Below are 15,808 nucleotides of genomic sequence, written 5' to 3'. Positions count from 1 at the left end.
AATGCTGGCTAGGGCTGGGCTGGGCGGGGCATACCAATATCAACTCACTCACCATTCGATACCCTTGCGAGCGGCAGGTCCACTGTCAAAAGCATGCTTATCTGCACACATCTCACTGGCAGTATCGGCAATTTCCTTGAGGTACTGCTTGGCGCCCCGCCCGATGATTATCACTGTTTGCTCCCCGGAATCGCCTCAGCTCAGATCAATGGCCGCAAGCGCTTCTGCCAGAGTTTTCACCGGCTGCATCTCCATGCCCTCGATATCATTTTTAAGGCGGTTGGCAGCGGGTACTATGGCCTTGCGAAAACCGTGCTTGGCGGCCTCGCGCAAACGCTCCTGACCGGAGGGCACCGGGCGGATTTCCCCGGACAGGCCCACCTCACCGAACACCACCAGATCCCGCGGCAGGGGATGGTTGCGGAAGCTGGAGACCACCGCTAGCAGCAGGGTCAGATCGGCACTTGTTTCCACCACCTTGACGCCACCTACCACATTAATGAACACATCCTGATCCCCCACCAGCACCCCGCCGTGGCGATGCAGTACCGCCAGCAGCATATTCAGGCGATTATGGTCCAGCCCCACCGCCACCCGGCGCGGGTTGCCCAGGCTGCTGTCGTCCACCAGCGCCTGCAATTCCACCAGCAGGGGGCGAGTGCCCTCCCACACCCCAGTCACCACCGAGCCGGCCGCCACCTCCTCAGCGCGCTGCAGGAAAATGGCAGAAGGGTTGGAAATCTCTTTCAGGCCCTGCTCGGTCATGGCAAATACCCCGAGCTCGTTCACCGCACCAAAGCGGTTTTTATGGGCGCGCAGGGTACGGAAACGGGAATCGTGGCTGCCTTCAAGCAGGATGGAGCAGTCGATAATATGCTCCAGCACCTTGGGACCCGCCAGGCTGCCGTCTTTGGTGACATGGCCCACCAGGATCAGTGCAGTACCGGTCTGTTTGGCATAGCGGGTGAGGAAGGCTGCGCTTTCGCGCACCTGGGCCACGGAACCCGGTGCCGATTGCACCTCGCTCATATGCATCACCTGGATGGAGTCCACTACCATCACGCGCGGATTGACGCTCTTGGCCACCTGGCAGATACGCTCTACATCGGTCTCGCTGAGCACCTGCAGGGAATCCGTGGGCAGCCCCAGACGCTTGGCGCGCATCGCCACCTGCTGCAGGGATTCCTCACCGGTGATATACAGTGCGGGCATGCCCGCGGCCAGGTGACACAAGGTCTGCAGCAGCACCGTGGATTTACCCGCGCCGGGGTGGCCGCCGATCAATACCACCGAGCCCGGCACCAGGCCGCCGCCCAGCACCCGGTCCAGCTCCGCGGCAGAGGTGGGGATACGCGGCAATTCGCTCAGGTCAATTTCCGAGAGTTTCTGCACCTTGCCGCTACCGGCTGCACCGGCATAGCCGCTCTGGGTATCGGTAAAATCGGCCGCGCGGCTGTCTTTAAACTCCGACCGCGAGCGCACTTCTGACAGGCTGTTCCAGGCACCGCAGCCACTGCACTGCCCTGCCCACTTGGTGTAATCGGCCCCACAGTCATTGCACACATAGGCCGTTTTGCGTTTTGTGGCCAAGATTTTCTCCCGAAGAGTCGCCCATCATTTGTTTGGCGCACAGTTTACCCCGGACAGGCCACTGTGGGCATGGCCTGCACCCAGGGATAAAGCACTGACACATCGTGCCTCCAATGGCAGGTTTTCCCTCATTCAGGGGACTCTGCCCGATTGATCCAGATCAATTCACCGCATTTTTAGCAAGATACTATCCGCCGCGGTCCGTAACTGCGATTGGGTGGGTACAGACAAAACACCGGCAAGCCATCAAACAGGAAGTCAATATGCCGTCTATTTTTCTTCGCAGTGCGATATTGGTACTCACCTTCATTTCAACCTCCGCCCTGGCTGCGAATGAGCAGCTCCAGATGCTGAACCAGGACAAGCACGGCATGATGGCTTTTGAGCCCACCTTCCTGAACGTTGCCTCCGGCGACACCGTCACCTTCCTGCCCACCGATATAGTCCATAACACCCGCTCGGTATGCTCACCGGCAAACGGGGCCAGTTGGAATGGCAATATGGGCGAGGAAGTAACGGGGATGCTCGAAGAGGAGGGCGCCTTTGTGTACCAGTATGACCGCCACCTGGCACTCGGCATGGTGGGTGTCATCCAGGTGAGCAAAGCCGGCAACCTGAAGCATGCCGGGAAACAGGCTCTGACAATGTGTGGCCGCATTGCCGTCAACACGGCACGGCTTGAACAATACCCAGGCCAGGTGAAATAAGGGGAGCCGCAGTGTGGATATTCTATTTGAACAGGGTAATCACCTGGTTGCGCGGTTTTGTGATCTCGTTAAGGAGCAACATGACAGTGACGGCATACAGGCCAATCAATTCGTGATCCGACGCGGTGCCAAAGGAGCGCTTATCGATCCCGGCGGCGATCTCACCTACACACACCTGACGATCGAACTCAGTCGTCACCTGAACCTGAGCGACCTGGAATATATCCTGGCCTCGCACCAGGACCCGGACATTATCGCCTCCCTGCCCCGCTGGATGTTGCACTCCCGCTGCAAAGTGGCAGTATCAAAACTGTGGTCGCGCTTCCTGCCGCACCTGGTGTCCGGTTTTGTAGCCTCCCGTGCCGGTAACGAAAGATGGCATGATCGCATAGTGCCACTGGATGACCGGGGCCAGGTACTGAGCTTTGCCGGCGGTGAAATCTGGGCCCTGCCCGCCCACTTTCTCCACTCCTGTGGCAATTTCAGCTTTTATGACCCGGTCAGCCAAATCCTTTTTTCCGGCGATATCGGCGCCTCATTGGGGGGAGAAGAGGGGGAGGTGACGGATTTCGACGCCCAGTTACAATCCATGGAAGGCTTCCATCGGCGTTATATGGGCGGCAATCGGGCCTGCCGCTTATGGGTACAGATGGTGCGCGAATTAAACCCCGCAATGATCGTGCCGCAGCACGGTGGCTATTTCGTGTCAGAAGCAGTCAAGAAGCGCTTTTTGGACTGGTTTGAGCAGTTGGAGTGCGGGCCGGATCTGCTGCGTCATCAGGATTTCCAACTGCCAATGGACAAGGCCTGATTCAAAAATTCAACAGTGCACTCACACGCTCTCATTGATGCAAAGCCATTGTCGTGCCGATTCGCCCTGCCGGGCACTCAACCGGCCCTTCTGTCACCCGGGATCGCCTGTACTTCGCAACGATTTACCTAAACCGCTGAAATACAGTGGCTTTGGCTGGTTTATAGAGCGGCCAGCTTCTATCGGAGTCACAACCTGATATTACATTACAGCCCTGGCACCACGGGAGCACCGTGTCATTTGCGAGGAATAAGAAAGCCGATAATCTCCGCCTGTGAAGCCTGATCTGTACAGCCTCCTGATAGTGGAGTGCACCATGTCGAAAAGCATGACGCCCATATTAGCTCGGAATCTGCTGACTGAATTTATAGCGGCATAGAACAACTGCGCACGCCCCCAGCCACACTAAGAGAGGACACTATTACCACCCCCGAGGGGGTTCAAAGACCGAGACACAGACACTACGCTGCAATTAGCGTGTAACCGGCAATTGCTATAATAACGCTACACAGGGAAATTAATTCACGCGCTTAAAATAACGGGAACAGAGAAAACGGCTTGTCAGCCGGAAAAGTGCTGAAAATGGCTTTTGAATGCATACGAGTAAAGCAGGAGGGAAGAATACCCCCTCTCCCAGGATCGTATGAGGCATGGATGCCGATTACGAGGTTACAGGGATGTATTCATAGCGCGTCCTGGGGGAGGGGTATTCTTTTCTTCCGACCCGGTAGTAACTCCAATCGAGCATAAAAATACGGCATGATGACACTACTTTCTCCGTTGGGCCGCATCACGTCTTGGAGACGAAAAATGCCTTTATAAAGATGCGCTCAGGGAATGTCTCCTCGATGGCCTTTCATTGAAAACTCAAACCCCAAAAAATGCAATATAGGTGACAGTCATTTTCAATAAAGATAGAATTAACAAACAGTGTCTGCTTTGAGCAGGCCATCAAAACCGCAAATCCATATGAACTGACTGTTCCACCTGTATTGCAGGCACCCTACTTGAACAAAAGGAGCTACAAATGGCATCCAGACGGCACGGGCTATCCATCGGCATTGAAAGAGCCGGTGATCTTTTTTTCCTGTCTTTAAAAGCCCAGGGGAAGCTTACCCATCAGGATTATGAAACAATAACCCCAATGATTGATTCAGCCCTGAAAGAAGTTAAAGACCCCAGGGTCAAGGTCTTCCTGGATGGCACAGAACTCGAGGGTTGGGAGCCAAGAGCGGCATGGGATGATTTCAAGCTCGGGCTCAAACATGGCAATGAGTTTCAGAAAATTGCCATTTACGGCAATAAAAAATGGCAGGAAGTCGCGGCAAAACTGAGCCGCTGGTTCATCTCGGGCGAGGCCAAGTATTTTGAAGATGAAAGCGAAGCCATGCGTTGGCTGAGCGAATAATATCATCCGCTTATCGACGTCAGGCCTGGCTTGACGTCACCCTGTTCGCACCCGTTTTATCTGCATCAGCCCCCTGGAGCCAGCCATGTCATCCATACCAATGAATAAGCAGGCGTTATACGATTCGATCCAACATGCCTATGACAAGCTGATTGCTGACTATAAAACCATTCCCGATAGCTATTCCCGGAAGACTGGTGTCGAGGGAAATGTAAAAGGTACTAAAATTAGCGTATGTGATACTCTGGCCTATCTTATTGGCTGGGGAAAATTGGTCTTAAAGTGGCACAAGCAGACTTCCACTGGACAACCCGTTACGCTGCCAGCTACTGGATACAAATGGAATCAACTGGGAAAACTTGCCCAGCATTTTCATGCGCACTACAAAGACTGGCCTTACCCAAGTCTTCTCCATGAATTCAAAGTCACAACCGATAAGATTTTAACTCTGGTTAACTCATTGACTGATGAGGAGCTATATGGTGATACCTGGTATAGAAAATATACTTTTGGGAGAATGATTCAATTTAATACCACGTCACCAATGCGGAATATGCGCACCAGAATCAGAACCTTCAAAAAGAAAAACGGGCTAATGTAAATCCCTCAACAGACAGCGCCACCACAAGGCAAATGCGTCAGTGCTTGTGATATTCCCCACCCATAGAAATAAGAACAATGCCGGAGTCATTTATGAAAACTGAAGAGCAATATATCGCCGGACATGGCGCCTTAGAAGTATTCAATGCCCATGGGTTTATGCAGACCCCAACATGGGTACAGATTTGGGTTTGCTTTCTGGCGATCACATTTTTAGTAGGGTTTTACTTTGCCTGGAAGCACCCACTGGCCAGGTGGACTTCGGGTGGTTTTATCCTTTCAGCAGCAGGCGGGTCTATGGCTTTTGCGCTGTTGAGACTGCCTTTCCTGGGTGGCTCCATTGCGTTAATGCATATTCTCTGCTGGTTGCCGGGGCTAATTCTTTTACTCATACACCGCCCATTCCTGAATACAAATGAACCGGCTGGATTTCGAATTTGGGCGGGCACAATCACTGGCGTCATCCTATTTTCTTTTATCTTTGATATCAGAGATGCAGTGATTTATATCGATCATATCAGTGGCACAGGCTGAAAACCCCGCTCACAGGATTGTATAAAAAAATCTGGACAATATTGGTGCGTAACTTTTCCCTTTCAGGCGTTACCTATGGTTATTTTAAACCGGGCAATCTGATTGCTCTGCCAAGACCTCTTTACATACCGCCAATGAAGGGCTGCCAACTTTTTGAGATCCTACGGCAGCAAACCTGGTTAGTCGGTACACCGCGTCGGATTGCAAGCCGGATTAAGGCTCCAGCACCAGTACTCCCCGGTACATTTGCATCTGGCAGGTAAAAGGGTACTCACCCGGCGCACTCGCAGGAATTTCTACCAGTGTTTCCTGATGGAGCGCCAGTTCCGCACTGATTTCCAGGTCCGGAAAAAGCACCCACTCCGAACAGGGATTGGGATCCTCGCGGCAAAAGTGCAAGGTGGCGGGGCGGCCTGCCGGCATGCGGATACGATCCGGCTCATAGACACCGTCTTTGACCAGGATGTGCAGTTTCTCACCCCCGGCGACCTCTTTGCCTGCTTTATGTTTAGGGCCCAACCAGAACCACCAGATAATCCAGGCAATCAGCAAAAGACCAATAACGTTTACCCAAAACACTTCCATCAATGTGGCTCCGAGGGTTTGAAAAGGCGCAATCGATTGGCGTTACTGACCACCGTGAGGGACGACAATGCCATCGCAGCACCGGCAACAATCGGGCTGAGCAGCATGCCGGTGAAGGGATATAAAATACCGGCGGCAATGGGGATGCCAAGGGTATTATAAATAAATGCACCAAACAGGTTTTGCTTGATATTGCGCAGTGTTGCCCGCGAGAGTTCCACCGCATTGGCCACGCCGTGCAGGGAAGAGCGCATCAGGGTGACATCGGCACTTTCGATGGCGACATCGGTGCCGGCACCAATTGCAAAGCCCACATCGGCACGGGCCAGGGCCGGAGCATCGTTAATACCGTCTCCCACCATCCCCACGCGTTCGCCGCCGCGTTGCAGCTCCGCGACAATCCGCTCCTTGTCTTCAGGCAAAAGCTCCGCATGCACCTGGTTGATTTTCAGGCGCCTGGCGACGGCTTCGGCGCTGGCCCGATTGTCGCCGGTCAGCATTTCGATACGCAGGCCCAGTCTACGCAGGCGCCCGATGGCTGCCTCGGCATCGCCCCGAACGGGATCGGCGATGGCGACGACGCCTTTCAACTCACCGTCCACGGCCGCGTATATGATGCTGCGCCCGCCCTCCGCCAACTGGTCGGCGCGGGCCTGCCAGGTGCCCATGGGAATGTTTTCCCGCCGTATTAATTTCGTGTTGCCCAGCACTACGCGCCTGCCAGCAATAGTGCCGCTGACCCCATGGGCGGTGGTTGCTTCGAAATCACCCAGTGTTTGCAGCGCCAGCTTTTTCTCGTGGGCTGCACTGACGATGGCCTCTGCCAGGGGGTGCTCAGAACCCTGCTCCAGGCTTGCAAGCAACTGCAACAGTTCATCGCTGTCGCCATCCGTGTCGATATCGGTAAGGCGTGGCGACCCCTCGGTGAGGGTTCCGGTTTTATCCACAACCAGGACATCCAGGTTGCAGGATTGCTGCAGCGCCTTGCCATTGCGCACCAGCACACCGTATTCGGCCCCCTTACCCACCCCCACCATCACGGACATGGGGGTGGCCAGTCCGAGCGCACAGGGGCAGGCGATGATGAGCACAGAGGTGAGCACCACCAGCATATGTGCGGCGCGGGGTTCGGGGCCCACATTGAACCAGATCAGTGCCGCCACCACGGCGATAACCATAACCACCGGCACAAAGATCGCAGAAATTTTATCCGCCAGGCGTGCAATGGGAACCCGGGAACCCTGTGCGTTTTTGACCATCTCAATAATCTGCGCGAGACGGGTCTCGTCGCCGACCTTATCCGCGCGAAACAGCAGGCTGCCATTCTTGTTCAGGGTGCCCGCAACCAGGCTGTCGCCGGCGCTTTTCTTTTCCGGCACAGGTTCCCCGGTGAGCATAGATTCGTCCACCCGGCTGTTTCCCTCGATCACCTCACCGTCCACCGGGATTTTTTCCCCGGGACGCACGCGCAACCGGTCTCCCACCTGTACTTGTTCGATGGGAATATCCACCTCTTTGCCATCGCGCAATACCCGCGCCGAGCTATCCTGCAGCTGTAGTAATTTTTCCACCGCCGCATTGGTGCGCCCCCGTGCCCGTACCTCCAGGGCCTGTCCAAGGCTGATCAGGCCGACAATCATGGCACTGGCCTCAAAGTACACGTGTCGCGCCGACTCCGGCAGTAGCTGGGGCAGCACAACGACCCCCATGGAAAACAGCCAGGCCGCACCGGTACCGAGCGCTACCAGTGTGTCCATTGTGGCACTGTGATGGCGCAGTGCCTTCCAGGCACCACTGAAAAAATGCCCACCACAAAAGATCAGCACCGCCAGAGTGATCAGTCCCATCGTGCCCCAGACAAGCTGATCTGTGGGGGTATTCACCGATACCTTGGCGGTAACCAAACCCCAGGCCATGAGTGGAACACCCACAAGCAGGGCAAAGGCTGAGCGCCACAACAGCTGGTGGTAGTGGTATATCTCTTCTTTATGCTGTTGCGCGCGCAGCTCGCGCTCGCTCTGCTTTGCAACCTCGGCGTCATAACCTGCCGAGCGCACGGCCTCTATACAGGCCCGAGGCTCGGCTTCACCGCGCACGGTCAGTGTTTTCCCGGCAAGATTGACGCGGGCATCGCGTACCCCCACCACCCGCTGCACGGCGGTTTCAATTTTGTGCACACAGCCGGCGCAAGTGATGCCATACAGGCGGAAGACCCTTGGCGGTGACTGTTGCTCTCTGGTCATATTGCGCTCCCGCATTACTGTTTGCAGCGACAAACCGCCAATCGCACCGCGCAGGCAGGGCAACCCTTTGCACCGGCGGCCCTTTTGTTACCCGAATTGGAAATAGGGATTGCCGGACTGATCGCAAAATAAAAGCGATACCGCCTTCGGCCTCCTGCAGAGGATCTGCAGCAATATTAACAACCCATTCCTTGCAGCGGAATTTCAAGGGCAGCGCTTCAAGCGGTCGCATCAGGCCCCGGAAAGCCGATTGAATTACCGAGTTAATGATAACACTGTGGCCCCGCCCATAGTCAGCTTAGTGACTGGAGCAGCTCTTTAGTGCCGGGACCACAGATCTGCCGCAATAGCTGCGCAAGCCCACCGACGGAGTGTTATTATCACGCCATGACACACCCCCTGCTCCCGGAACGACCCCTCTGTATCTCCCCTGCCCTGGCGGCTACTGTCGGCCTTGAGGAGGCGGTATTGCTCACCGCACTTGGCGACCTGCTCCCCTTTCTGCCCCAGCAACCCTACGCTGGGCGGGACTGGTATACGGCAGAGGGGGAACAGCTGTACCCGCTGGTGCCCTTCTGGCAAGCGGCGGATATCCAGCGGGTGGCCACCAGCCTGCGCAACCAAGGGACCCTGCTTCTGGGCGCGGCCCCCTTCGGCAGCAGCGAGATCCTCAAGTTTGCCCTGCCCACGGGACAGACCCGCCCCGCCCCGGCACCGCAGACACCCGCCAGCCGCAGTGCCAACACCATTGCGCCCAACTGGCAACCCGACGCAGAGACCCTGATGCGTATCGGCCAGTTGGGGATTCCGGAGCACTTTGTGCGGGAGCATTTACCGGAATTCGTCACTTACTGGCGCGAACGGGGCGAGCCCCGGCATTCATTCGGCGCCCTTTTCCTGCGCCAGATCAAGGGTAAATGGGAAGCTTTTCGCGCCACCACCCAGCGCAAGCAGGCCCTGCCCGACAGCTGGCAGCCGAACAGCGACACCCTGCAAAAATTGGCCGATGAAGGTGTCCCCAGCACTTTTGTCAGCCGCGCTCTGCAACGCTTCCTGGATTATCATCGCTCCAGTGGCAAGCAATCCATTTCCTGGGATCTGGAATTCAATGACTGGGTCATGGAAGATTGGGAAAAACAGGAAACGCCATTTATCGAGAAGCGCAAACCCACCGCCATGTGCCGCGACTGGCAACCGAGCGAGCATACCTGGGAACAACTGCAGCGCCTGGCCATCAATCCGCGCTTCTGCGCAGAATTACTGCCGGAATTTATCTACCAGTGGTTAGAGCGCGGCGGACACAGCGCGCGTTGGGGCGAACTGTTTATTGAATACGCCCGCGAGGAATGGGCCTATTACTGCCAGGGTATCGATAAGAACCCTGTCGCCAAGTCCATTTCGCGCAACTGGCAGCCAGGGGACGACTGCCTCAATCACCTGGTAAACCAGTGCGAGATAGAGCGCGACTTCGCCCTGTCTCTGGTTGCGGAGTTTATTATTTACTGGCGCGGCCAGAACGCCGCGCGCAAGAGCTGGGACGCCGTCTTCGTGCGTCACGCGCGCCACCAATGGGCGCAGCGCAACAAGTTGGCAATTGGAGACTCCTATGGCAAACGGCAAGACCCCAACAACAGCGCAAACCAGCGCACCCGCGACCGCCCAATCGGCGACATCCTCACAGACACAAGCTGGTAATACCGCGGAGCAGGGACTATTGAATGAAAAGAAGCGCGCGATCAACGAGGTTTTCGCACTGTTCAAGCTGAACTACCACAACCAGTTCAGCGCGGCTTTCCCCGACACCGAAACGCTGCACCACGCCAAGCGCCTGTGGCTGGAAGCCCTCGTTGCCCTTGCGCCGCAGAAGATTATGCAGGGCGCCAAACGCGCTATTCTGCACAGTGAGTACCTTCCCACGATACACAAAATGCTGCTGCTGTGCGCCGCTGGAGAAAACGGTTTTCCGGACACCCGCGCCGCCTACCGCGAAGCCTGCAACGCACCCAGCCCGAAAACCAACCACACCTGGAGCCACCCGGCGGTGTATTATGCAGGGCGCGAATCCAACTGGTTTTTTCTCGCCAACAATCCAGAGTCAGTGGCCTACCCGGTCTTTGCCGACCACTATCGCAAACTCTGTGCGCGGGTATTGGAAGGAGAAAAGCTCACCGCTCCGGAGCCCCTGAAGCTGGAAGAGACCCCAGGTAAACCGCTGTCGAAACGGGAAAATGCCCATAAACTGGCCGAACTTCGCGAGGCATTAGGGCTCTAGCCTTGACGTCCCGCGCCACCGTTCATACTCCCGCGCCATCCCCCGGATACAGGTTCAGCCTGTCAAAAGTGACCCTCCAAGCGCCTCTAAAGGCGGGGCGGATTGAACCTATCCGGGGTTACTTTTCATTCTCTGTGCTATCGGCCTGTATTGCCCTATCCGTGAAATTCCGCTTTGTGCAAAAAACCGTATCGAGGGGCACTGAAGGGCAACGCAGCTCAGTATCAGGCTTCAAGGTTCATTGGTATCTGGCAGCGCCAGCGCTTCACGAATATCCTGCCAGGATACCAGTTTGAAATTCTGTGCCGCATCGGGCATACGATTACGACCGTCCTGAACAACCAACAATCCCTGCGGATACTCGGCGCCCAGATTGGCGCTGGTTACTGCCAAGCCGTCGGTTTCTGAGCTGGCATCTATGCCCGCGTGGATATTCAGCCCCAGGCGGAAATTGCCAATAAATTCGTTGCCATCGCGACTGTACAATGCATAGCTGTCATTGCCCTGGCTGGAAACGACCAGGTAGCCGCTATCGCCCGCCCTGTATAATCCCAGACCTTCCACATCCGCAACCAGGTTTTCTCCGTCCGCTTCCGCCACCAACTGCGGTCGCGCACCACCGGCATCAAAGGCGTCCAGGTCCAGCCGCCATACCCCGAGATCCTCCTCGCCAAAGAACAGCCGTGCGTTTTCGTCGTCCACCACGCAGCCTTCCACCTGGCTGCCGACATCCAGTCGGGCACTCTGGTGCAGCTGCCAGTTTTGACCATCCTCGGGCACCTGGATTTTCATCTGGTGCAGGGCACCTACTTTATCGGAAACCCAGGCCAGGAGGTCATTGCCATTCCGGTAGAGGCACAGACCATAGGGATCTTGCAGGCTAACTGAACGCAGGCCCAGATGTTCCACTCGCCCGCTCCTGTCAATGGCGAACAGATCGACACCCGGTGTTGTGCGGTTGGATGCGGCCGCGAGGGCGCGATAGCGGGGGTGCGTTATAGGGCGTATATCCACATTGTTCACACGTCCCACCGCAAAGTGCTGAACCAGTCTGCCGGATAAATCGTAGACATTCAGGCCCCTTTTTTTATCGGTGCCAAAAATCAGGCTGTTTTCCGGCGCTTCGGGGTTGACCCAGATTGCCGGATCATCGGCGGCATCACCGGCGGATACCACGGGCTGTGTCTGGGCCCGAGCGGGAATACGCGCAGCGACTACACCGGTTCCCGAGGGCGCTTCCCGCAGCCCCGATAGCGGCGGCGATGCATCAAAATACAACAGGGCATCCCTGTCGTTATCCAGCACCAGCAGTGATCCATCCAGCAGCGCAAGGGAAACCGGGTTGTGTGCCTGCGCAATATGAATACGCCACTGGGGTCCAGCGTCCGCGGCCTGCAGGTCGTAGCGCTGCAACTGATCACCTGCAGTCAGCCACATATGGTTAGTGGCAGGCTCTACCCACAAGCCGCCAAAATCCTCACCAAGCTGCGCGGTCGATATCAATAACTTGCGTTCCTCATCCTTTTCAGCATCGGCATTCAGGCTGATCACGCCAAGGGGGGGCTGGGATATCAGCAGGCGCTGGGTGATCACATCCACCGCACAGGCATTGACCTGCTCACCGAAGTACAGCGAGCGCACCTCAATCAATGCCCACTGCCGGATGCCCGGCTTGATCAGATACTCGTGCCCCAGACCGTCTTCTCCGATGGCGAACAGTTGGGTGTGATTCCCCTGGCGGGAAAAACACAGAGCACTTTGCGGGGGCAAGTCGGAGCGGCTGCCGAGGTATTGGATCGCCGGACCTTCGCCGGAAGAGGGCTGGCGTATCCTGTACAGGCTTATTTGTGCCTGCGCATCGCTGTAAGCGGCCACCAGTACACTGCCATCTGCCTGTTCCTGCGCGGCCAGTTGCTCCAGGTTGCCCGCTTGTGCCGCCAGGGTGTCACCACCCCAATCCAGCAAAAGCAGTCCACGGCGCTCACTGGCCAAGAGAAAGCGTTGCCGGCCGTCAAGCTGCACCGGCACCATCTGCTCCGCTTTAATAGCGCCCAGAGCAATTTCCTGCCTCGGCAGTTTTTTCTCCCCCTGTAAAGGGGTATCGGATGTACCATCACAACCGCTCAGAAGAGCGCCCAGCAGTATACCTGCAGTACAAAAACACGTTCTTTTCATATCAGACATCAAATCAATAAAGACAAAACAACAAAATCCCAACTGGTTCACCGGGTGTGCTTAAAGCCCGCCCTGCCACAACCGGCTTTCACCAGTGGCAATCGCTGAGATTGCCACTGAATAGGGCCCGGGACAGTTGCACCGGGATTGATGGGCGACTGGCGGCAAACAGGCCCCAAAATACCTGTTGGATCAATAAAAGCTGCTATAGCTCAGGCCCAGTGCATAGGTGGGACCATACTCTTCATATTGCCCATTGAAACCGGCACTGTGCACATAATAGGGTTCATCGGTGAGATTCACTCCGGTGAAGGTCAACTGCAGACCGTTGTCAAAACGGTAGCGGGCGGAAAAATCCAGCTGCAGGTGATCATCCTCATAGCGATCACCTGCCGCGTTTTCAAGATCCACTTCCAACAGGCGTTCACCGCGGAAAGCGGCGGACAAACGCAGGCTGAATGCATCGCGCTCGTAACCCACGACAAAGTTGCCCACCACATCTGCCTGCGAGGGCAGGGAGATGCTGTCACCGCGCTGCCTGTCCGCCCCCAGGCCAAGGCGCGCATGAGAATCCGTCAAGGTGGCGTTGGCGCGCAGCAAAAAGCCATTGTCAAAGCCCCTGGTCCAGGCCAGCTCAACGCCACCGATACGGGCGCTGTCGCCATTCATGGGCTGCAGGACTTCCGCTTCCTCCACCGGCAGAGTCCCCACATACTGACGGAAATCCGCTGTGCTGGATGCATCGGACAGGACAATAAAATGGTCTATGTGCTTGTGAAACAGGCCTACAGAAAACATACCCAACTGATCGGCGTAGTACTCGGCGGAGAAATCCAGATTGCGGGATTGGTAAGGTTGCAGGCCGGGGTTGCCCGCTTCCACTTTCAACTCGCCCTCATCGTACTCGATTTTGGCTGGAGAGGGGTTCAGGTAACCAAACGAGGGTCGCGACAGGGACTCGCCATAAGCCGCACGGAGTACGATGTTGTCGTTGTAGTCGTATCTGAAATTGACACTGGGGAAAAACAGCCCATAGTCACGCCGGTACTCGACTCCACTGGCATAGACCCCTTCGGCAATAAGCTCGGCCTGGGGAATGGGCTCCTCCGACTCAACCACCCGCACACCCTCGGCAGTGAAGTCTGTATACTCATAGCGCACCCCAAAGACCCATTGGGATCGCTGCAAATCCACCGTATTCATAACATAGAGCGCACTGATATCCTCGCGCATGGTGTAATCGCGCGCAGAAGACAGTGCAGTTTCGGCTTTATCCAGCGCAAAGTCGGCGAGATTGGCGTTGATAAAACGATTGAGGCTGCCGGCATTGATGCCCGGACCAAAAGTATCCAGATGGTAATCAATGTCGTTGTGGACAAAGTCAGCCAGAGTGTAATCGCCTGCGAAACTCTCGTAGACCGTCGCGTTCAAGTCCCCTTGCTTTTTCCGCTGACGCTCGTGCAGGCCAAACTGTACGGTGGACGGATTGCCGGCCCATTCGAGTTCACGACTGAAATCCAGGCGCAGGCTCAGTTCCCCGTCCTCGGTGTGATTGTCCTCGATGACCAGTTCATCCAGCTGGTAGCTGGCCGGGTCCAGCACTTTCTCCAGCCCTTCACTGCCCACGGCCATACGCGGGGTTTTACCGGCTTCCACGTATCCCAGGCGCAGTGGTTTTAGAATAAAAGTGGTATCGCGGCGGTGGGGCTCCGATTCCTCTGCGTGAGAGTATCCCAGGGCATAGGAGAAATTCCAAAGGTCAAAATAGTGCTCGCCACCGAAAACCACAGAGAGAATTTCCTGTTGTTCCCGACGATCCTTGAGGGATTTTTCCAGCGCTGCCTCCTCCCACTCTGCCGAATTATCCGAGATACTTTCCGGCGCATCCCGCTCCGCATCCAGTTTCCAGGCATTGCGCTGGCGGATTTCCTCGTCTGAGAAGTCTGAATACAGACTGTGCAGGTAGAGGCTGGCCTCATTGCCGAGATCCAGATCAAAATTGGCCGCAACGCCGGTGCGCTCCCGCGTGATTGTGTAGTCGCGCTGCTCAATCTCACTGGCACCGATACCGGTGCTGCCATCCACTGCGCTAAAGCGCTCCCAGCGGCCATCGGTTTCGATATTCTCCGAGCCGAAATGGCGTTTTTGCTGGCTGACGGCCAGGGCCACACCCAGCCTTCTGTCACTGGGCAAAGCAAATACCCGAGTCATGCTCGCGGCAAGTTTGGGGCTGTTTTCTTCCTGCAGGCTGCTGTAGCTGTTCTCGGCACTGAACTTGTATCGGCTGTCTTCGTAATCCAGGGCATTGAGGCTCTTGATTTCGATGGCCCCACCAATCGAATCGGCACTCATATCCGGGGTCAGGGTCTTAAAGACTTCCAGGGTGGCGAGCAAATCCGAGGGGATAACATCCAGAGCCACGGCACGGCTATCGGTTTCCGGTGCAGGCAGGCTTATCCCATTGATCGTCGCAGCATTCAGGTTGGGATCTATTCCGCGCACGCCCACAAAGCGGCCTTCGCCCTGATCGCGGGCAATAAATACACCGGGCATTCTCTGCAGTGCCTCGGTCACATTCGCATCCGGCAGTTCACCGATCGCATCGGATGTCTGCACCGCCACCAGTTTATTGGCGTCCCGTTGACGTTCCATATCACTGCGTGCATTGCTGGCCTGGGCAGTAACCACTACCGTCTCCATGGCCTGTGGTCCGTCTTGCTGCGCAATCGCACCTGCCGCACTAAAGGCAGCAGCGAGCGCCATCAAAGGCATGTCCAGCCGCCGCAAACACTGGCTTTTATATTTCATCACATCCCCACTCCCATTTTGCCGGTGGCGTCTTTAAGCGCTGCGCAGACTAAGCGGTGACTATGACTTTTGCGT

13 protein-coding genes are annotated in these 15,808 nt (G+C 56.3%); 7 read left to right on the top strand and 6 right to left on the bottom strand.

Translation table 11 applies throughout. The features are described 5' to 3' along the window. Positions 1 to 48: 48 nt before the first annotated feature. Both ACL7TT_RS02120 and radA read right to left on the bottom strand, forming a co-directional pair. Complete coding sequence (locus ACL7TT_RS02120; protein ID WP_413392774.1) at positions 49 to 174, bottom strand: cob(I)yrinic acid a,c-diamide adenosyltransferase; 126 nt, start codon at positions 172 to 174, stop codon at positions 49 to 51. Between the two features lie 21 nt (positions 175 to 195). Continuing rightward, positions 196 to 1,590, bottom strand: coding sequence for a DNA repair protein RadA (gene radA, locus ACL7TT_RS02115; RefSeq protein WP_413392772.1), 1,395 nt, complete (start codon positions 1,588 to 1,590; stop codon positions 196 to 198). Positions 1,591 to 1,853: 263 nt separating this feature from the next. Between radA and ACL7TT_RS02110 the strand changes: the two genes are divergently transcribed. The 5 genes from ACL7TT_RS02110 to ACL7TT_RS02090 all read left to right on the top strand — a co-directional run bounded on the left by ACL7TT_RS02110 (position 1,854) and on the right by ACL7TT_RS02090 (position 5,650). Then, positions 1,854 to 2,297, top strand: coding sequence for a plastocyanin/azurin family copper-binding protein (locus tag ACL7TT_RS02110; protein ID WP_413392770.1), 444 nt, complete (start codon positions 1,854 to 1,856; stop codon positions 2,295 to 2,297). Positions 2,298 to 2,310: 13 nt separating this feature from the next. Continuing rightward, positions 2,311 to 3,108 carry an oxygen-binding di-iron domain-containing protein gene (locus ACL7TT_RS02105; protein WP_413392768.1) on the top strand — a complete coding sequence of 266 codons (798 nt, stop codon included), beginning with the start codon at positions 2,311 to 2,313 and terminating at the stop codon, positions 3,106 to 3,108. A 1,027-nt stretch (positions 3,109 to 4,135) separates the two neighbouring features. Continuing rightward, positions 4,136 to 4,516, top strand: coding sequence for a SpoIIAA family protein (locus ACL7TT_RS02100; RefSeq protein ID WP_413392766.1), 381 nt, complete (start codon positions 4,136 to 4,138; stop codon positions 4,514 to 4,516). An 85-nt stretch (positions 4,517 to 4,601) separates the two neighbouring features. Further along, positions 4,602 to 5,117 (top strand): ClbS/DfsB family four-helix bundle protein, encoded by a 516-nt coding sequence (locus ACL7TT_RS02095; RefSeq protein ID WP_413392764.1) that lies wholly within the window; start codon positions 4,602 to 4,604, stop codon positions 5,115 to 5,117. Positions 5,118 to 5,209: 92 nt separating this feature from the next. Beyond that, positions 5,210 to 5,650, top strand: a complete 441-nt coding sequence (locus ACL7TT_RS02090) for a hypothetical protein (RefSeq protein ID WP_413392762.1) — start codon at positions 5,210 to 5,212, stop codon at positions 5,648 to 5,650. Between the two features lie 213 nt (positions 5,651 to 5,863). Here the strand turns inward: ACL7TT_RS02090 and ACL7TT_RS02085 are convergent, their stop codons facing one another. Beyond that, positions 5,864 to 6,235: a cupredoxin domain-containing protein gene (locus ACL7TT_RS02085; RefSeq protein ID WP_413392886.1), complete on the bottom strand. Its 372-nt coding sequence runs from the start codon at positions 6,233 to 6,235 to the stop codon at positions 5,864 to 5,866. Next, positions 6,235 to 8,478: a heavy metal translocating P-type ATPase gene (locus ACL7TT_RS02080; RefSeq protein WP_413392760.1), complete on the bottom strand. Its 2,244-nt coding sequence runs from the start codon at positions 8,476 to 8,478 to the stop codon at positions 6,235 to 6,237. The genes ACL7TT_RS02085 and ACL7TT_RS02080 overlap by 1 nt, the downstream gene beginning before the upstream one ends. A 387-nt stretch (positions 8,479 to 8,865) precedes the next feature. Between ACL7TT_RS02080 and ACL7TT_RS02075 the strand changes: the two genes are divergently transcribed. Both ACL7TT_RS02075 and ACL7TT_RS02070 read left to right on the top strand, forming a co-directional pair. Then, complete coding sequence (locus ACL7TT_RS02075) at positions 8,866 to 10,173, top strand: DnaT-like ssDNA-binding domain-containing protein (protein WP_413392758.1); 1,308 nt, start codon at positions 8,866 to 8,868, stop codon at positions 10,171 to 10,173. A 19-nt stretch (positions 10,174 to 10,192) separates the two neighbouring features. Next, positions 10,193 to 10,750 carry a replication protein P gene (locus ACL7TT_RS02070; protein ID WP_413392757.1) on the top strand — a complete coding sequence of 186 codons (558 nt, stop codon included), beginning with the start codon at positions 10,193 to 10,195 and terminating at the stop codon, positions 10,748 to 10,750. 231 nt (positions 10,751 to 10,981) lie between these two features. On the opposite strand, the gene ACL7TT_RS02065 is transcribed toward ACL7TT_RS02070, so the two are convergent. Together ACL7TT_RS02065 and ACL7TT_RS02060 are read right to left on the bottom strand one after the other, a co-directional pair. Further along, positions 10,982 to 12,925 carry a phytase gene (locus ACL7TT_RS02065; protein ID WP_413392755.1) on the bottom strand — a complete coding sequence of 648 codons (1,944 nt, stop codon included), beginning with the start codon at positions 12,923 to 12,925 and terminating at the stop codon, positions 10,982 to 10,984. A 192-nt stretch (positions 12,926 to 13,117) separates the two neighbouring features. Then, positions 13,118 to 15,733, bottom strand: a complete 2,616-nt coding sequence (locus ACL7TT_RS02060; RefSeq protein WP_413392884.1) for a TonB-dependent receptor — start codon at positions 15,731 to 15,733, stop codon at positions 13,118 to 13,120. Positions 15,734 to 15,808: the final 75 nt, after the last annotated feature.

Source organism: Microbulbifer jejuensis (assembly GCF_047289955.1).
Lineage (GTDB): Bacteria > Pseudomonadota > Gammaproteobacteria > Pseudomonadales > Cellvibrionaceae > Microbulbifer.
The sequence above is the reverse complement of the archived record's forward strand: the minus strand, read 5'-3'. Positions and strand labels throughout refer to the sequence as shown.